This is a genomic window from Gottfriedia sp. ABJ_BB2_2 (genome assembly GCF_055484705.1).
The window spans coordinates 571,629-590,404 of record NZ_JBVFKR010000002.1; the positions used below are offsets into that span (position 1 = coordinate 571,629).

The 18,776-nt window shown below is 33.4% G+C and carries 14 protein-coding genes, 1 tRNA gene and 1 pseudogene; 5 read left to right on the forward strand and 11 right to left on the reverse strand.

Annotation, left to right across the window (positions count from 1 at the left end; genetic code table 11):
• Positions 1 to 322: 322 nt before the first annotated feature.
• The 3 genes from ACX6U0_RS07775 to ACX6U0_RS07785 all read right to left on the reverse strand — a co-directional run bounded on the left by ACX6U0_RS07775 (position 323) and on the right by ACX6U0_RS07785 (position 4,297).
• Positions 323 to 1,498, reverse strand: coding sequence for a sugar ABC transporter permease (locus ACX6U0_RS07775; RefSeq protein WP_464959386.1), 1,176 nt, complete (start codon positions 1,496 to 1,498; stop codon positions 323 to 325).
• A 15-nt stretch (positions 1,499 to 1,513) separates the two neighbouring features.
• Positions 1,514 to 3,034, reverse strand: coding sequence for an ATP-binding cassette domain-containing protein (locus ACX6U0_RS07780; protein ID WP_464959387.1), 1,521 nt, complete (start codon positions 3,032 to 3,034; stop codon positions 1,514 to 1,516).
• Between the two features lie 114 nt (positions 3,035 to 3,148).
• Positions 3,149 to 4,297, reverse strand: coding sequence for a sugar ABC transporter substrate-binding protein (locus ACX6U0_RS07785; RefSeq protein ID WP_464959388.1), 1,149 nt, complete (start codon positions 4,295 to 4,297; stop codon positions 3,149 to 3,151).
• A gap of 588 nt (positions 4,298 to 4,885) precedes the next feature.
• Between ACX6U0_RS07785 and ACX6U0_RS07790 the strand changes: the two genes are divergently transcribed.
• Positions 4,886 to 5,011 carry a GapA-binding peptide SR1P gene (locus ACX6U0_RS07790; protein WP_464959389.1) on the forward strand — a complete coding sequence of 42 codons (126 nt, stop codon included), beginning with the start codon at positions 4,886 to 4,888 and terminating at the stop codon, positions 5,009 to 5,011.
• Between the two features lie 174 nt (positions 5,012 to 5,185).
• Here ACX6U0_RS07790 and ACX6U0_RS07795 read toward each other — a convergent pair whose 3' ends face one another.
• From ACX6U0_RS07795 to ACX6U0_RS07805, 3 genes are all read right to left on the reverse strand, one after another.
• Positions 5,186 to 6,013 (reverse strand): alpha/beta fold hydrolase, encoded by an 828-nt coding sequence (locus ACX6U0_RS07795; RefSeq protein ID WP_464959390.1) that lies wholly within the window; start codon positions 6,011 to 6,013, stop codon positions 5,186 to 5,188.
• 229 nt (positions 6,014 to 6,242) lie between these two features.
• Positions 6,243 to 7,235: a zinc-dependent alcohol dehydrogenase family protein gene (locus ACX6U0_RS07800; RefSeq protein WP_464959391.1), complete on the reverse strand. Its 993-nt coding sequence runs from the start codon at positions 7,233 to 7,235 to the stop codon at positions 6,243 to 6,245.
• A gap of 363 nt (positions 7,236 to 7,598) precedes the next feature.
• Complete coding sequence (locus tag ACX6U0_RS07805; RefSeq protein WP_464959392.1) at positions 7,599 to 7,853, reverse strand: SemiSWEET transporter; 255 nt, start codon at positions 7,851 to 7,853, stop codon at positions 7,599 to 7,601.
• 680 nt (positions 7,854 to 8,533) lie between these two features.
• Here ACX6U0_RS07805 and ACX6U0_RS07810 point away from each other — a divergent pair.
• From ACX6U0_RS07810 to ACX6U0_RS07820, 3 genes are all read left to right on the forward strand, one after another.
• Positions 8,534 to 8,610, forward strand: a tRNA-Phe gene (locus ACX6U0_RS07810).
• A gap of 45 nt (positions 8,611 to 8,655) precedes the next feature.
• Complete coding sequence (locus tag ACX6U0_RS07815; protein WP_098808293.1) at positions 8,656 to 9,075, forward strand: hypothetical protein; 420 nt, start codon at positions 8,656 to 8,658, stop codon at positions 9,073 to 9,075.
• A gap of 24 nt (positions 9,076 to 9,099) precedes the next feature.
• The gene (locus tag ACX6U0_RS07820; RefSeq protein WP_464959393.1) at positions 9,100 to 9,447 is read left to right on the forward strand and encodes a hypothetical protein; all 348 of its coding nucleotides are present in this window, start codon (positions 9,100 to 9,102) and stop codon (positions 9,445 to 9,447) included.
• 167 nt (positions 9,448 to 9,614) lie between these two features.
• Here the strand turns inward: ACX6U0_RS07820 and ACX6U0_RS07825 are convergent, their stop codons facing one another.
• A complete protein-coding gene (locus tag ACX6U0_RS07825; RefSeq protein WP_464959394.1) occupies positions 9,615 to 11,402 on the reverse strand; it encodes a response regulator in 1,788 nt (595 codons plus the stop codon).
• 93 nt (positions 11,403 to 11,495) lie between these two features.
• Entirely contained in the window at positions 11,496 to 12,074 is a 579-nt protein-coding gene (locus ACX6U0_RS07830) for a sensor domain-containing protein (RefSeq protein WP_464959395.1), read from the reverse strand.
• A 97-nt stretch (positions 12,075 to 12,171) separates the two neighbouring features.
• On the opposite strand from ACX6U0_RS07830, the pseudogene ACX6U0_RS07835 reads away from it, so the two are divergent.
• Positions 12,172 to 12,328 (forward strand): annotated as a pseudogene (locus ACX6U0_RS07835) (erythromycin esterase family protein); the annotation flags it as partial.
• Positions 12,329 to 12,818: 490 nt separating this feature from the next.
• Here the strand turns inward: ACX6U0_RS07835 and ACX6U0_RS07840 are convergent.
• The 3 genes from ACX6U0_RS07840 to ACX6U0_RS07850 form a co-directional block, all read right to left on the reverse strand.
• Entirely contained in the window at positions 12,819 to 14,162 is a 1,344-nt protein-coding gene (locus ACX6U0_RS07840) for an erythromycin esterase family protein (RefSeq protein ID WP_464959396.1), read from the reverse strand.
• A 318-nt stretch (positions 14,163 to 14,480) separates the two neighbouring features.
• On the reverse strand, positions 14,481 to 15,818 hold the full coding sequence (locus ACX6U0_RS07845) for an erythromycin esterase family protein (protein ID WP_464959397.1): 1,338 nt from the start codon (positions 15,816 to 15,818) through the stop codon (positions 14,481 to 14,483).
• 451 nt (positions 15,819 to 16,269) lie between these two features.
• Positions 16,270 to 18,696 (reverse strand): EAL domain-containing protein, encoded by a 2,427-nt coding sequence (locus tag ACX6U0_RS07850; RefSeq protein WP_464959398.1) that lies wholly within the window; start codon positions 18,694 to 18,696, stop codon positions 16,270 to 16,272.
• Positions 18,697 to 18,776: the final 80 nt, after the last annotated feature.

An 18,776-nucleotide genomic window follows, 5' to 3' on the forward strand; every position in this document is an offset into this window, starting at 1 on the left:
GTAGAAGTTGTTTTGTAAGGAATAAACAATAAATGTGAGTTATGTAAATTTTACGTCTCATTCTATTAGCTTATTAGTCTTAATAAAAGTTAATGTGTGAAATACATGAAATTAGGAACTTATTAAGTTACGATTCTGGTTATCAAAAATGGCTCTCCTTAATAATTCTGCTAGCCCTTAAGAGATAAACTATGCTCAGTTCATACATTTTCAAACTCTCTTCAATTATATTTCTAGATTGCTAAACTATAAGAAAGTACAAAAAAACAGAAACATGTCATAACAAACGACAGTTTCTGTTTTTAGATGAATATTTTTTATATTACTTGCCTTTATTTCTAGTTATTACATCAAACACAACCGCAAGAACTAGAACTGCACCACGAATGATGTATTGGTAAGATATATCTATACCCATTAAATTCATACCACTTGTTAGTGAAGCCATTACGAATGCACCGATGATTGTACCTGTAATTTTACCAACACCACCTGCTGCTGAAACACCACCAACATAAGCAGCTGCAATCGCATCTAACTCAAACATTGTACCTGCTTGTGGAGAAGCAGATGCAAGTCTTGCTGTAAATAATACACCTGAAAGAGCTGCAAGCATACTCATAGAACCAAACACAATATAAGTAACTTTTTTCACGCTAATCCCACTTAGTTCTGCTGCCTCTGGATTTCCACCAACTGCGTAGATGTGACGTCCTAACGGCGTTCTTGTTGAGATGAAATGATAGATTATCACAACAATTAGCATAATGACAGCAGTCCAAGAAATTCCTTGGTACCCTGCAAGGATATAGCTAATATAGCCAATAATTCCTGAAATAAATACTAATTTTAATACTTGCATTGGAACTGAAAGTACTTCAAATCCATAAGTTATATTTACTTTTCTCTTTTTGAAATCACTCCAAATTAAAAGAATAATTGAAAGAGCACCAATTATTAAAGTTGATACGTGTAACCCATTCCAATTACCTAGACTCGGAATATAACCATTTCCAATCGCCTTAAAGTTTTCGTCAGAAATGATAATCGTACCAGTTTCAACAAGTGACATAAGTAAAAATCCCTTAAAAATTAGCATTCCTGCTAATGAAACAACGAAAGAAGGAATTCCTAAATTGGCAACAAAAAAGGCATTAATTAAACCAATAATTGCACCAATTACAAGTACTGCAACGATTGCTAACCATACAGGTAATCCAAACTTTGTTAAAAACAGAGCAACAACTGCTCCAAGAAAACCTGCTACAAAACCTACTGACAGATCAATGTGTCTAATAACAATGACAAGGGTCATCCCAACAGCAAGAACAGCAACATAACCCGTCATATTAATTAAATCACTTAAGTTACGAGAGGACATAAACAATCCATCCGTATTAATCGTAAATACTAGCATAATCACTGCTAGAGCAATATACATTCCATATTCACGAATGTTTTTCTTTAATAACATACCCGCTTCTTGAAAAAAATTCATATTATTCAACCTCTCCTAAATCGTAGCAAGGGCCATAACACTCTCTTGCGTTGCTTCTTCTCTTGACAATTCCCCAGTTATTTTACCTTCTGCCATAACATAAATTCGATCACTCATACCAAGGACTTCTGGGAGTTCAGAAGAAATCATGATAATACTCATACCTTGTTCAACCAAAAGATTCATAAATGTATAGATTTCAAATTTTGCACCTACATCAATTCCACGTGTTGGTTCATCAAGAATCAGTACGTTTGGATTCGTAAACAACCATTTACTCAATGATACTTTTTGTTGATTACCACCACTCAATTTTCCAACAACTGAGGCTATGGATGGTGCTTTAATATTCAACTTATTTAAATACTCATTCGCAACGACTATTTCTTCATGTTGATTGATTACACTTTTTTTGGAAATCTTAAATAAGTCTGTAATTGAAATATTATTTTTTATATCTTGCTCGAGAATCAATCCATCTCCTTTTCGATCCTCAGTTACATATGCTATGCCAGCTTTTATTGCATCTTTTGGGTGAGTAAATCGCTTCGTTTCACCTTGCACTAAAACCGAACCATCAAGTTTGAACTTTGTTGGATTACCAAAGATACTCTTAGCTAGTTCAGTTCTTCCCGAACCCATTAATCCAGCGATTCCAATAATTTCACCTTTTCGAACATTAAGGTTGATATGATGAAGAATCTTTCGACCTAGTTTTGGATTGTAAACATTCCAATCTTTTAATTCTAATGCCGTCTCCCCAAACTTTTGATCTGGGCGCTTCGGATAAATATCATCAATTTCTCGACCGACCATATGTTTAATAATTGTATTTTCACTAATTTCACCTTTGTTCTTATCTAACGAACAAATTGTTTGCCCATCTCGAAGTACTGTAACAGTGTCCGCAACTGCAATAACCTCTTTAAGCTTGTGTGAAATCATAATACAAGAGATACCTTGTTTCTTTAACTCTTCCATTAAGAATAAAAGATTTTCGCTATCATCTTCATTTAACGCAGCAGTTGGCTCATCTAGAATTAATAGTTTAACGTCTTTACTAAGTGCTTTGGCAATTTCAACAAGTTGCTGTTTACCAACACCTAGTTCCTTGATTTGAACTTCTGGATTAACATCTAATTTAACCTTCTTTAACATTTCCATTGCTTTCACAATCGTTTCATTGAAATCAACAGTCATTCCCTTTTTAATTTCATGACCAATGAAGATGTTTTCGAATACAGAAAGCTCTGGAAATAGAGATAGCTCTTGATAGATAATACCAATTCCTTCTTTTTCACTATCACTTATTTTTGAAAACTTTTGTATTTCATCTCCGAATACAATATCTCCTGCATATGTTCCAAACGGATAAATACCACTTAATACTTTCATTAAGGTCGATTTACCTGCGCCATTTTCACCTACTAAGCAATGAATTTCACCTTTTTTGACTTTAAAATTTACATTACTTAAAGCTTTGACACCTGGAAATTCCTTTGAGATGTTTCTCATCTCTAATATAAATTCGCTCATATAATCCGTCTCCTGAGATTGCAAATAGATTCAGTAACAAAATATTAGAATAACTAACAAAATAGTGACGGGAGGCACCATCACTATTTTGCCAGTTTAATATATTTCATCTAATTACTTTAGTCCTGTGAAATCAGAAGCTTGGTAGTAACCAGAATCAATTAATGCGCTATTAACACTATCTTGATCAACAACAATGATGTCAGTTTGTTTAGTTTTAATATCAGCCTTACCGTTGTTTGTAACACCTGCAGCGTCAGGAGTTTGATCTTCTAAGATTGAAGTAGCCGTAGCAATTGCATCTGTAACTAATGTACGAACATCTTTGAATACAGTCATAGATTGTAATCCATCAATGATGTATTGAACAGAAGCTTTTTCAGCATCTTGACCAGAAATTACATAAGAAGTAATATCTTTATCTGCTTTAAATGTATCTGCGATTGAACGAGCTGTTCCATCGTTTGGAGCAAGTACTAATACATCACCTTTATCAGCTTTAGTAGCTTTTGTTAAATTAGATGATGCTAATGTTTTTGCAACGTTAAAATCCCAGTTTGTTGTTACTTGACCGATGATTTTTGCTTGCTCATCACGAGTTAATTCAGCTTTATCTTTTAATTTTACTGCTTCAGATGAATTCACAACTTTGAATGTACCATCAGCAATTTTAGGTTGAAGAACACTCCAAGCACCTTGGAAGAATAAGAATGCGTTGTTATCACTTGCAGCTCCAGCATAAAGGTTTAAAGGTTGACCTTTTTTACCAGAAGCATGATCTACTAGATATTGAGCTTGTGCAGCACCTACTGCAATGCTATCGAATGATACATAGTAATCAACTGCATCAGTATCTGTAATTAAACGATCGTAAGAAATTACTTTAACGCCAGCCGCTTTTGCTGCTTCAGCTGAAGCTGCAGCCGCTGCTCCATCTTGTGGACAAATGATTAATACTTTGATTCCTTTTGCAATTAAAGAATCAACATTTGCTTTTTCTTTTGCAGAATCACCTTGTGAGAATAAAATTTGAACTGAATAATCTGTATCTTTTAATGCATCTTTAAAACGTGTTTCGTCTTGAGTCCAACGTGGCTCATCCTTTGTTGGTAAAACGATACCAATATCAACTTTGCCATCTTTATTTTTCTTACCAACATTAGAGCTTTCATTCGAAGTAGAAGAAGAGCCACAGCCTGTTGCAAATACAGCAAATACTAAAAATGCTGAAATAATTACAAAAATATTTTTTAACTTTCTCAAAACATTTCCCCCTTAATTTTTCTATTTACGTCTACATAATTAAGGTATCATGGACTTGTTTGAAAACGCTTCACTATTTCCTTCACTCATTTGTCTATTACCTGTACTTATTTAACTAGACTAGAAAGCGTTTTCAATTTAAACTTTAAAACTAGCATTATTTTGACTTTTGAATAAATTTGTACAGAATTTTCAAGGCATATTTATCTAACCTAGAAAAAATGATCAATAGATTAATAATGAACTAGACGATTTTTACTTTTATCTATTATTAATTTGATCAAATAATATGTCATCATTAAAAAGACCAGTCCGCTAATGCAAATTGGTCTGGATTTATATATTTTATATAGAGTTGTTCATAAGTCCTAAATTGTATCTCCAAGACAAAATCGATTTCAAACACATTATTACATACTCTTCTAGCTTTTTATCATGCATTAAAAATTTTTTTAAGTCTTTTTCCGATTTAAAACCTTGCTATATCAGCGTTTTTTCAACTTGGTCAATTTGTGTCCATAGGGTGGGTAAAGTCCCTGGAGAAATGCTGAATCAGACATGGTATAGTGGGCGTAGGAGGTGTTTCTCATGCAAATTTTAATCTGTAAAGAATGCGAAGAAACCATTGCTTACGCGGAGTATAAAAAAATTACGAAAATCTATTCAACTTGTGAAACTTGCAAAAATGAAGCAACTACTTCAACCGCAAAATAGTATTCCTTCACACTACACAACAATTTTGATTTACTAACCTTTATAAAAATACTAGTTTTTTAATGACTTTAACAAAAGACACATAAACATAAATACTTAATTGAAAAATGATAAAAGGATCTTACATGAAGATCCTTTTTGATTCTTATTGAACTAAAGTATGTAATTATCGCATTAAGCTTGTTTATCATCTACTTCTAATAGTCTGTCTAACCATTCATTAATAAGATTATTAAATAATACTTCTTGCTCAATTTGCAGATTGTGTCCTGCTTTGTCTAATATTGCAAAAGTTGCACGTGGGAATTTGTTCAATAGATTAAATGCATCTTTATATCCAACGACTGAATCCTGTAAACCTAAAAGAAAAATACTCGGAGATTCAAACAATACCGAGTCGACATCAAATTTGAAACCGTAACTTTTCCTTATTTTAGATAAGAATTGCTGATCGGCAATCGAACAACCACTTACCACTTCGTTTTTATAGCGGTACCAAGTATTCTTATCTAAAACAACATTATTCGAACGAAAATCTTTCCTCTCATCTTCACTTAACTTATTCATAAACTCTTCATCTTCAATTATTACAACATGCTCTGGTAATGACCTTTTTTCCATTTCTGGAACGATCATTGGGCAGATGAAAGCCACCCCTTCTACTTTATCTTTTCTTTTAGCTATAATTCCTCTTGATAAGTAACCTCCATATGATTCACCAACCAACAAGAATGATTGACCAGGTATAAGCATATCGATAAAGTTAATCACTACATCCAACATATCGTCCGTACTGTTAACGGTTTTACTTCCTGCTGTTTTACCCATTCCCGGTAAGTCTAAATAGATCCTTTTATAATTCTCTCTTTTAGAGAAGATAGGCTCCATACAGCCCTTCATTAATCTTGAATCTGGAGTAAATCCATGAATCATTATTACTGGTCTTCCTTCTCCAATCATTTCAAAGTTTATTTCTACATCATTAATTGACAATTTAGGCACCTAAAAATCCTCACCTTCGATTATTAAAGTTCACATTCATTTATTAATATTTCAATTAAGAAATGTATATTTCCTGTTTACTCAATAACATTTATATAGCTGTTGCTGTTGGTACGGTTAGTAAAAATATGTTATTGCCAATATTATTCTAATTAAACACCCCTTTACAGGTTTTTAAACAAATATAATTCTTGTCACTGATGTTTGTTTATGTAAAACCACAGTGAACTCAATAACTAGTTAAAAATACTTTCCCCTTGGTACCATTAGGAGACTCCACAACATCAACAGCCTTTTTTATATCCGATAAGACAAACGTGGAATCTACATTCATTAAACGTAATTTTTTATCATGTATGAGCTGGATCAAACTTTCAAAGGTTTTTTGCCATTTAATAGATGAAACATTATGATTCCAATTTCGCAAATGAAAAATGTTTGCATTAACCTTTGCTTTATTTACAATTTCTGACCAATTAACTTGGATACCCGATAGTAGGCCAATTGTTAAAAAATTTCCGTTAGGGTGCACACAAAATGCCAATTCATTTCCAGAAGCCCCTCCAATAGAATCAATAGCAGCATCCGCTCCAACTCCATTTGTTAATTCCATAACTGTTTCAAACAATGGATCAGTGGAGGTATCTATAACATATGAGGCACCAAGATGAAGTAAATCTTCTGTATGGATATTATTTCTAGTGACTGCGATTAACCGAAAACCCAATACTTTTGACAATTGAGCAAAAACACGCCCAATTGCAGAACCACAAGCGTTAACTAATAAAACATCATCCGGCTTTAACTTTAAAATTTCTGTACAAGTTACCCAAGAAGTAATTGGGTTAATGTACATTTGTGCTGCTGTAAAGTTATCAATAGAGTTAGGTAAAGGAACTACAAATTCTGCTGAAGTTGTAACAAATTCTTGCCAAGTCCCTTCCCCACGTAATGGTAATACACGTTTACCAATAAGATCTTTAGAAACTAAAGAGCCTACATCTTCTACAATACCAACTCCTTCATATCCCGGAATATTTGGTAAAGAAATTCGGTGAGCATATGACCCTCTTATTGGTATTAAGTCTGATGGATTTATTGGGCATGCCAGCATTCGAACAATAACTTCATGGTCATTAGGTGGTTCTATACTTTTGTATTCAACCTTAATTACATTTTGAGGACTACCAAACTCGTAGAACTTAAGACATTTAGCTTCCAAATCAATATTCTCCTCGATATAAATCTAATTTATATGATTATATCATTATCAAAATTTAAATCCTTATCAGATTGCATTAGATAAATAAATCAGTTAACATCTGATTTTCCTCATTAACTGGATCCTGCCATATAATAATAAAGTTTAATGCAGATTATGTTTAATGCAGATAATCCAATCAAAGTTATCCAGGAATCATTTGTTTTTTTCCTTATTTATCGATTTTGAAGGTGTATCTATTAAAAGCCTATAATACATAAATAAAAAAGCAGCCAATGACTGCTTTTACTATAGAACAAAGCTGAGCTTTAGTTGATTATTGTATGTTAAAATTTCTATAGTTATAGTACCTATGTATGAAATTTATGAGCGCAGACTTTTTAACTTATAAAATAAAATGATTATTGCAAATACAAGTGTTACTGCATTCGCCAAAATAACTGCAAGATCATTAATAAATATTCCGTAAACTAACCAAAGAACAATTCCAGCACTAAAAAAAATGTACATCATTAATGAAATGCCTGATGTGTCTTTTGTTTTTATCGTTTTGATTGCTTGTGGTAAAAAGGACGCCGTCGTTAATATCGCAGCAATGAACCCGATGATTTTAATCATTTACTGTTTCACTCCTAATTAAGTATTTTTATGTCCTGCAGTTAAATCCCAAAAAATTAGACCTCCCCAATAGAGGTCTGCTTGTTCCATCTGTTCATGCCCTTTGTATTTTCACTATTCTATATATTATATGTTCTAGTACAACTATCAATATCCTAATCACAAATAAAAAAAGTTGCTTAAAACGCCCCTTTGACCTCCCCTATTACAGCGTTAATTAATTAATATAATCGACTGTGTAAGTAGATTTTTTTATTGCGAAGGACAGTAGTCTAAGTTTAATGAGTACTGGTTTTATTTACTAATAAAATATTTAAAAAGAAATGATAGAATGAAAATAATAAGAATATTAAAATTACGTTTTTAGGGGAGCTTTATTTTATATTCAAGTAGCTCTTTATAATCAAGATAAAAAATATGAAAATATTCTTGCCATCAGCAAAGGAATATGAAAAGCTTAGATTGAGAAGAAAAAATTCTTATTAATGTTTATTTAATGACGAAGGATTTTGCGAAATACATATATAACTTATTATTATAAGGATTGGAAAAGAAGTTTTGTTATTCAAAAACGAGACGGTGATCTTGGATCGTGTAAAGTCACTTATTTTGATGGCTAGGAAATAAAATTGATAAAAGTATGATAAATTTCGTCATATTGACGATAGCATAAGAATATTTCACAGTAGCTCAATGGCAGAGCAACCGCATAAAAAGTGCGGTATCGTATGTAGGTTCGAGTCCTACCTGTGGGCCAAATAAAAAAATAAAAAAATATTAACACTCCTGGAGGAAGAGAAACATGATCGTAGGTAAAGGCGCAGTACGTGAAGTATGTAATGAAATTGACAAGGTTGTTCGTGAGATTGACCAAATTACTCAATCAAAAATCGATAGGGTTTCAGATAAAATTGATGCTGAATTAAATTCTTGTGGACGTGAATTAACAAATGCTTCAGATACATTAACTCAAATCAAACCATTAGTTGACCGCTTAGTTCAACAAGTTGGTGGTAACGCACCAGATCATGTACAAGTATTAGTTGGTTCTATCTGTACAGAAATTATGTCAAAAGTAACAAGCACAACAAGTAATATTCTAGAAGTTCAAAAAAATATCAAAGATGTAGACCGCTATACAGATGAAATTGACCGCTTAACAGATGAAATCGATGATTTAACAAACAAGATTGATTCAATTACTGACAAGTATCAAAAGTAATCTAAAATTCGGGGAGAATGGTACATGAATAATTACAATCCAAATCCTAAGTCACCAAATTATATGAGCTCAGATTGGGGTAACTCTAATACAAAAATGACAGCATTTCATATCGATGCAATTTCTGATAAAGCCAAATTTGCAATCGAAATGTTAGAATCTGCATTGCGAGGATTCGATACAATCGAAAAAGAAATTGTGGATGCGTCAAATGCAACAAATCCGATCAGTCGTGAAGGGTTACGTGCATTTGCTTACCGTATTGATACTCATCAAAATCAAGTGGCAGACGGCTTAAAACGATTAAAGCAAATGATGGATGATATAGATAAATCAACAGATCAAATTCAAAATCAACGTACATCTTGGTAATGTAGATCTGGGAATTAACAGAGAAAAATAAAAAGGGAGCGACTGATCGTCGCTTCCTTTTTTGTCATTCTTGGAAATATTTTATAGGTGCTGATTTTTATATTTGAATCTATTAAACAATGGCGCAAAATGACTTTAGCATTAGTTACAAATGCCACAAATTTTCCTTAAACAATAATTCCGATTTCTTGAGCCTTCAGGACAGCTTCTTCCTTGTTACGCACTCCTAACTTTGTGTAAGCCACGGAAGCATAGTTTCTGACTGTACCTTTTGACAAATATAACCTTGAAGCTATCGTAGTGTATCGGAGTCCCTTTGCTACTAGCTGCAATATTTCTATCTCTCTGGCAGTTAGCTCATAAGCATTTCCTTTTGATTGTGGTGTTTCGTTTTGCTCATCAAACTTCTCAAATATTTTGTGAGACATTTCCTGATCAATGAGTGTCCCACCTCTGTGAATCAGTCGGATCGTATTAGCTAGTTCCAATGTTTCCATAGATTTTAGTAAAAAACCATCCGCACCGTTACGAAGCGAGTCCAACGCCTGTTCAGTATCCTGAAACGATGTAAAAATCAATACGTGGATATGTGGCCATTGTTGCTTAATCTTTTTTGTCGCTTCGACTCCATCCATGTGCTGCATATCTAAGTCCATAAGTACAACGTGGGGTTGAAGGCGCTCACACAAGTCGATGGCTTGAATTCCATCTTTAGCCAAACCGATTACATTTAAATCTTCATATCCGTTGAGCAGTCTACTCAAACTTTCCCGAACAAATTGCTGGTCGTCGACAATTAACAAACGAATAACTTCATCTTTGATTTCAGTTTGTCGCGGTATTGTACATGTAACAAGCATTCCTTCATCTGGCTTTGTATATACTGACAATTGACCTTGCAAATTCATTGCCCGCTCTTTCATCGCATTAATTCCGAAGCCTTCCTGCCATTCTACACTTCCCTTTCCATTATCTTGCACTTCCAACCTCGTATATTGTTGTTCAAACTGTAATGAAACGATAATTTCATTCCCCTGACCATGACGTACTGCATTCGTAAGGGATTCTTGTAAGCAACGAATGAACGCTATCCTCGCTTGCCTAGACAGTTGGTATTCCTCTCCGAATGCTCGAAAGCTTACATTCACCTGAGCATGCTCCTGAAATTCAGCTCCAAGATTTTGTAGAGATTGAATCAAGGAAAGCGATTGACACGGGGATTCCATTTGATGTAGGTAACCTCTCACGTCCTCGATGCTTTTACGCCCCATTTCAAGCAGAGAATCTAACCTCTGTATACCCATTTCGGTAGCAAGTTCGGTACGCAACGTTTCCATTCCCAAAATAATGGAAGTATAAGCGTGGCCAACTGTATCATGAAGCTCACTAGACAGCCTGCTTCGTTCCTCTGCAAGTGTAATGCGTTCGATCTGAGACATATATTGCTCAAGTACCGCGTTTTGTTTACAAATCGCTTCATTTTGCTTATGATTGACAATTAATAAATGAAAAGCGAACCCCATTACATAAGCGAGTCCGTAATAGGTGACCATAATCCAATAGTTATTACTTGGCGCAACCACATAGAAAATTCCAGTTATTATAAAAACTGTTGTTGGAGCTGTCCAATAATAGGACAAATGCTTACTATTTGCTGCGATAAGAAACACTGATACAAGAAAAGCATTGTAAGCTTCTGGAAATAAAGAGGTTAAATAGATACATAGTCCGCCAAAAAGTAGTATTTCTGTAAACAAGTAATTTTTGTAATTGAACAGTAAGGCTACCCATGGAATAGAGAAGGCAACAACCTCCCAAAGAATAATAATCCAAAGTGGTAATGTTAAACCATCCTGAAAATTTAATGTAGCTAGGATGATAGACACACTAGTAAGTAGACGGATTCCTAACATGATCCAATCATACCAAAACCAATACTTAACCAAATCCAACAAGTCATTTACCCCCTAAGTAGCCTTCCTTCTTATTTCTATATTATAAAATAATTTTTCTTGGATTTTTATACTTTTAAGTTAGACTGTAAACTTCTATTGATTTAGCTGCCGTAACATACTGTGTGTATAACCTCCAATTTTTTTTGCCAAACCATCTACTATTTTAATACTTACGACGGTAAACACTATACCCATAAACATCACAAGGAGTGACTTGGCAAAAGTATCTACCTGCATAAAAAGGATATTCATGTCGATGTACCGATATAATAGTGGTGCCAACAGAAACATAAGTGGCATTACATAAAAAATAACTGCACTAATGAGGCTGAAAATTCCAATCACAAATTTCTGCATTAACCAAAAGACAGCAGACCAAGTGCGACGATTCGTTAGCACGAACTTCACTTGAGCCCAGTCCGATGTATCCGTTGTTACACCACTATTGTAAGAGTCTGTAGAAATATCAGTATAAATTTTCGTTTGTATACGCTCATATTGGATAAAGGGTGTTGTAGTCTGTAGCACGCGTATAACTAGTGGAAGCCCAACTATGGTAAATGAAAGGGTGAAACTGAATACCAGAGCTACCAGGTAAAAACAAAAATAAAATAATCCTGTAACGAAAGTTAGTAATAAAAAATAACCATTTTGGATGAATCTTGATTTCATAAGGTTCATCACTCCTCTCTGTTTAATAACCGCATCATACTGTTTACTTTGTCATACTCACCAGTGTAAAAATGTCATATGACATTTTTAAATGATGGATCCTTCCACAGGAGGTAAGCTTGCAACTGAAATAATTCCACAATATGTCAATAGTTTCAATTATACCCTTGGAAAAGTCCCATATGAAATGTTTTTGTTGGATCACCGTCACCTAAAAGGAAGCAAAGAAATGGGTTAGAGAAAAGAGACCATTAAATTAAAGTCCGATAGATTGGTTCTTCTTTTTATTGGTTGGTTCAGCATTTTTCTATGCTTTCTATAAAAAATATTCGAATACTTTTAATCTTACAAAACAAGACTTTAGAACAAATAAAAAGATCGACAGACATTCTGCCGATCTTCTCGTTTGAAACTAACACCGATAATGTACACTTGATTAGTCTTTTTTTCTGGTGTGATTTTAAATTTTCTATCCGTATTAATTCTATAAGTAATAATAATCTATTTTAAGCACATCTGGACATTTTAATTTTCACTTCTCGATAGGTGGGAGAAAGTGAAGCAACAAAGTCTGCGTCATCATTAGAAATACGTTTGTTGCTTTGTTGTAATAAAATATGGGTAGTCTTTTGAACTGATATCCAAAAGAGTGGGTTCACTTCATTTTCGTATCCCAAGGATTATTTATATTAACCCTGTTATTTCAAACAACTTAAATAATTATTTATTTATTTATTTATTTATTTATTTATTTATTTGAGTCGGACTTACATTTTGGATTTGTACAAGTATATCAAAGGCTTGAACCAATTTAATATCAACTGTAGATGGAATACCAGGTCCAACAGTTGTAATACCGGCAAATATTGGATGTTCTTCATTTAACCAAGCTTTTGTCGAGCCTTTTGCTTTACGCAGATCAATAAGGTATTGGTCTTTTTTGACTTTTCCTAAAGTGTAGTTATAACTGTTTGTATTTTTAGTGTCCAAATCCCCATAAGGCCCATACTCATAGTAAGTATTATAAACGTTATATTTTCCTTTATAGACAGACGTCCCGATTGTTACATACCTCTTTCCATAATGTTCAACTAGATGCTGGCCTGACATTTTTGGATACACAAATGGTAACATATTCGTTTTAGAAATATGTCCATTATGTGCCCAAACAATTGTTTTCCCTAAATGTTCTTCTGTCCATTTTGCATTTTCATACATTGCTATATCGTGTTTCAAATAAAATTCAGAAGGATTCTCTGGCATTTCAGTTGTCATTGTTGTAAATTGCTCAATAATTCGAGCATGTTGTTGAATCCAAGCAAATTCTTTTGAATTTCCATTTAATTTACTTTTATTCTGCTTTAATAACGTACTTATTTGCTTACCATCTGAAATATATTTTTCTTTTTCTTCTTTTGGTAGACTACTGAACTCGTTAAGATCCTTTGTAACAAGCATAAGTCCATTTAACTTTTCTTCTATACTAGGAACTAGGTCAGGACTATATTTCTTTACATATCTTTTTATTTTATCATAAACACCTTTATTTACTGTTTGTATATCCATTCCAATGATACGTATTTTCTTTTTGTGTTTTGGATCTGCATTATAATTTTTTATCCATTTTAACATGTTAACGATTTCTTTCGTATTTAAGACAGGATTTAGATATTTACTTGGATCTCCCTTACCCGTAAGAACATATTTATCTAGCATTAATGCATTATCCCAATTATCTTCTAAAACTATATTTGAAAATCCTTTTTCTGAAACTAAGTAATTAACAATTCGATGCTTCATTGTAAAAATTTCATGAGCTCCATGAGTTGCTTCACCTAGACCTACAATCGATGCTGAACCAACCATTTCATTAAGTGGTTTTAGATCATGAATAGAATCAGTGGGGATCGTCGTATTAATAGCCTTTGAATTCTCTTCAAGCCATTTAATATTCCTTATGTCATTTTTAATACCTTCTTGTGCACTTATATTATTTATTGAAGCCTCTGTTTTTGTGTTTGCATAAGTAGTGCCTTGAGTCAATACAAAGGCAGACGTTGCGATTGCTAAAATAATTTTTTTATTCATCTCTTCCTCCATCATATATCTTGATAAAATTGAATTAATCATTCTTCTCCTTAATAGTTTATAAACAAAATTTAGCTCTTCAATCTTTCATTTCCCTATCCTACAAATATCCATTTTGGATGAATCTTGATTTCATAATGTTCAATACTCCTCTCTGTTTAATAACCGCATCATACTGCTTACTTTGTCATACTCACCAGTGTAAATGATGCTAATAAGGAGGAACTGCCTACTCCTGGTTTAAAACAAAATAATTTTATTAATCCTATACAAAACAATCCCGTTCTTGACTCTGCAAGAAGGGATTGTTTTATTCACTTATTTAATATGAGATGGACTTGTTTTTCGGATATGAAAAATTATATCGAACTGCTCAAGCAATGAAGTTTCAAAATATAACGAAACGTTTGGGACGATTTGTCCCCCTATACTTAGTAATGGCCTCTTTTCTCTAACCCATTTCTTTGCTTGACCTTTAAGGTGACGGTTATCCAATAAAAATTTTTCATATGGGACTTTTCCAAGGGTATAATTGAAACTATTCAAATCTTGTAGAATAGTTTCGGTTGCAATCTTACCTCCGGTGGAAGGATTATATTCGCTATATAAGGTGAATTTCCCCTCCGTAGTTGTACTACCAACTGTGACATAATTATTGCCTAATCGTTCTTTCAAAAACTGTCCTGCAACATTAGGATATAATTCCTCATCGATAATACCTTTGGCTATGTGAATATTGTGTGCCCATACCATAGTTTTACCGCCAAATGTCTCTTGTGCCCACATTGCATGATCAGCCAAATATTGATCGTGTAGCTTCACTATACTTGGATAATCATTAGGAAGTAGCATTGTGGTAAATTTCTCTATTGCACTCGCCGTCGCTTTCACCCAAATAACCTCGGATGAAACTCTCTCTGTGTTTGCTTGTTCATTTTCATCATTTAGCAATTTAACTACTTTCTCAGCATTTGCCTTGAATTTTTCTTTTGTTTCAGGAGTAAGCTGCATATATTCCTGTATACTTCCAGTGTAAGAAGATAGCTCTTTATAGCTTGCTTCCACTTCTGCCCGCAAATCTGGTCGATGCAGCTTTACATAATCTATTACTCTATCAAAGACACTTTGATCCATTGTTTTTAAGTCAAGTCCGATAAATTGAATCTTCTTTTTATTGGATGGATCAGCATTATAATCTTTCATCCACTCAACCATGGCTACAATTTCATCAGTAGGATATAACAATTTTAAAAATTCCCTAGGGTTTCCTTTTCCTGTTTGGATATATTCATTTAGCTTTAAGCCGTTTCCCCAATCTTCTTCCATACCAAAATTCGTAAAACCCATCTCAGTAACCAAGTATTTCACAAGGCGAAACTTCATGGTGAAAATTTCAGAGCTACCATGAGTATTCTCTCCTAATCCCACATAGTGTGCGCTCCCAATCATGTTCCTAAGTGGTTTTAAATCGTCAAATGGTTTTGATGGTTCTATCGTTTTTAATGGCTTTGCCTGTGAATGTATTGATTTAACGATATGTTTTTGGTTTAGTTGAGCTGAATCCTCGACTGCTACCGTTTGGGCTTTTCCTTCTCCACCACATCCTGCAACTAATAAAGCTGCACTAGCCATTGCACAATACATCTTCTTATTCATTATTCCTCACCTCAATTGAATTATTTAAAAAAAGCAAGATTGATTCATGTACTAACACGAATCAATTGCCTTCATTCAATTGTTATTTAATCAATATCACATTTACTAGTTACATATTGTCATAAGATTATGTGACACAGGTCATAGACTATTCATTATACTTTCGTACTATCTGTTATGACAACTTATTAATAATTATTGGATCGCTAGAAAGACTAGATTATAAGTTTGAGAGAGATTGACTAATTGTAAGAAAAAAACTGCCATAACAGTCTTCTTGCTCTTCAACTAACTCAGGCGTCAGTTATATAAGAAATAACATATTTAAGGTGTTTGAATTTGATTAAAATTCACCAAATTCAAGAAATAAAAGAATGAAAAAAACGACTCAAGAATTGAGTCGCTAAAATAGAGAATGATCATTCTCTATACTTTACTTTTATTAAAACATTTACACTGATTGAGCATGTTCCTTAAAAATATTAGTTAATTCTTTAGCTGATATAGGTCGGCTAAAAAAGTATCCTTGAGCTTGGTTGCATTTTCTCTGTTGAAGAAAATCTAGTTGTTCCTGGGTTTCTACCCCTTCAGCAATTACTTTTAAATCTAGGTTGTGAGCCATGTTAATAATGGTATGAACAAGTGCTGCATCTTTCGAATCTTCAAATATATTTTTTGTAAAAGATTGGTCAATTTTTAATGTCTCGATAGGAAATAGCTTAAGATAACTTAACGAAGAGTAGCCTGTTCCAAAATCGTCAATTGATAAATGAATCCCCATTGATTTTAATTTTTTCATTGTTGTAATAGCATACTTTGAATCTTGAATAATACTTTCAGTTAGCTCCAATTCAAGATATTGAGGCTTGAGCTCTGTTTCTTTTAAAATTTTACTTATTACTTCCACTAAATTGTTTTGCTTAAACTGACGTGAAGAAATATTAACAGCTATCCTTATAGGGGGAAATCCTTCATTTTGCCATTCTTTATTTTGACGACATGCTTCATAAAGAACCCATTCACCTATTGGAATAATTAATCCAGTATCCTCTGCTAATGGAATAAATTCGTTTGGAGGTATATTCCCCCATTCCGGATGTTCCCAGCGAATTAGTGCTTCTGCACCAATTGTTTTACCACTATATACATCAACTTGAGGTTGATAAAGAACATTAAACTCATTTCGATCCAATGCTTTACGTAAGGCAATCTCTAATTTCATTCTATGAGTTACAACATCATTCATATCTGGTGTATAAAACTGAAAATTATTTCTTCCTTGTTCTTTTGCTCGGTACATAGCTGTGTCTGCATTTTTTATTAGTGTTTCTATGTCCCTACCATCCGCCGGGTACATACTTATACCAATAGATGGAGTAACAAACATCTCTTGCTCTAATTTAAAAGACTCTGTAAATAAATTATTAATTTGTTGTGCTTTTGTTGTTAATTCATCAGAATTCGTGTTATTAAGAAGTACAACAAACTCATCTCCCCCTTGGCGTGAAACCGTGTCAGATTTTCCTATACAAGATTGAAGCCTTTTTGAAACTTCTATTAATAAACGATCACCCATTGCATGTCCTAATGTGTCATTAATATACTTAAATCGATCCAAATCGATAAACATAATTCCTACGTTTAAATGATTTTCTTTAGCTTGCTCTAACGCCAGAGCTAGTCGATCATTTAATAGATGACGATTTGGTAACCCAGTTAGATGATCACGGTAAACCATTTGGTTGATTTTCGCTTCAGCTCTTTTTCGATCTGTTATATCTCGAATGATACTACTAAAATACGTTTTTCCTTCCTCTTCCCATGCAGCTAGAGACATTTCAATTGGAAATTCACTTCCGTCTTTTGTTAATCCAAATAGCTCAACTGTTTTTCCAATCACATGAGCTTTACCTGTAGACTTGTATCGTTCCATTCCGTTTTGATGAGCCTCTTTAAATCTATTAGGTATTATGATTTGTAAATTCTTACCCAACACATCCATTTCCTGATATCCAAAAATAAAATGAGCTCCCTTATTCCAAGAAATTATGTGTCCATTACTGTCCGCTAGTATAATAGCATCATTTGCAGACTCGATTACGGAACGAAACTTTCTTTCTAATTTAATAGATTGAGATTCAAAACGTCTTTTAATAAACGAACTTATCAAGACTATTCCTAAAATGATTAAGACACCGGTTCCAATTGAATACGCTAAAAAAGTACTATCTAACATTGAATTAGGTATATTTGATTGATTATGATTATGTTTAAATGTTGCTGCTGCCATACCTGTGTAATGCATTCCTGATACTGCGAGTCCCATTACGACCGAGCTGAGTACTTTTCTCCACAAAAATCCAGGTGAGTCGTATTTTTGTTGAGCAAAAAACAATAGTAATAAAGCTACAAATGAAACAACATAAGCAATAATTGCTGAAAGGACAAATAGATAAGGATTATATTCGATTGTTGCTTTCATAATCATAGCTTCCATTCCAGTGTAGTGCATAGTTACAATTCCAATCGCAATAAAAAAAGCTCCAATTGTGAATTGATATTTACGCCTCGAATATCTACTAACAATAAATAACGCTAACCCCGATGAAATAATTGCAGGAATGATAGATAGTATGACTAAAGTAAGGTCATATGTAACAGGGATATGTAAATGAAAGGCAAGCATAGCTATAAAATGCATTGACCAAATGCCTAGACCCATTGCTAAGGAGCCACCAGCTAACCATAAGAAACATTGAATACCTTTTGTTTGATGAATCCGAATACTAAGATCCAATGCTGCAAAAGAGGCGATAATTGCGATAATAATTGAAAATAAAACGAGGGGCAAATAATAATTGCTGGTTATCATATCCATAATAATTTTCTAAGTCTCCTTATAGATTTTAAATGCAATCAAAATAACTAATTAGTATCCTTTACACAATATTACAAAAG

Coding starts and splice junctions, on each gene's coding strand:
- ACX6U0_RS07820 (WP_464959393.1), top strand. CDS start 9,100: ATGAATAATTACAATCCAAATCCTAAGTCACCAAATTATATGAGCTCA.
- ACX6U0_RS07805 (WP_464959392.1), bottom strand. CDS start 7,853: ATGATTAAAATCATCGGGTTCATTGCTGCGATATTAACGACGGCGTCC.
- ACX6U0_RS07815 (WP_098808293.1), top strand. CDS start 8,656: ATGATCGTAGGTAAAGGCGCAGTACGTGAAGTATGTAATGAAATTGAC.
- ACX6U0_RS07780 (WP_464959387.1), bottom strand. CDS start 3,034: ATGAGCGAATTTATATTAGAGATGAGAAACATCTCAAAGGAATTTCCA.
- ACX6U0_RS07775 (WP_464959386.1), bottom strand. CDS start 1,498: ATGAATTTTTTTCAAGAAGCGGGTATGTTATTAAAGAAAAACATTCGT.
- ACX6U0_RS07790 (WP_464959389.1), top strand. CDS start 4,886: ATGCAAATTTTAATCTGTAAAGAATGCGAAGAAACCATTGCTTACGCG.
- ACX6U0_RS07840 (WP_464959396.1), bottom strand. CDS start 14,162: ATGAATAAAAAAATTATTTTAGCAATCGCAACGTCTGCCTTTGTATTG.
- ACX6U0_RS07850 (WP_464959398.1), bottom strand. CDS start 18,696: ATGGATATGATAACCAGCAATTATTATTTGCCCCTCGTTTTATTTTCA.
- ACX6U0_RS07830 (WP_464959395.1), bottom strand. CDS start 12,074: ATGAAATCAAGATTCATCCAAAATGGTTATTTTTTATTACTAACTTTC.
- ACX6U0_RS07845 (WP_464959397.1), bottom strand. CDS start 15,818: ATGAATAAGAAGATGTATTGTGCAATGGCTAGTGCAGCTTTATTAGTT.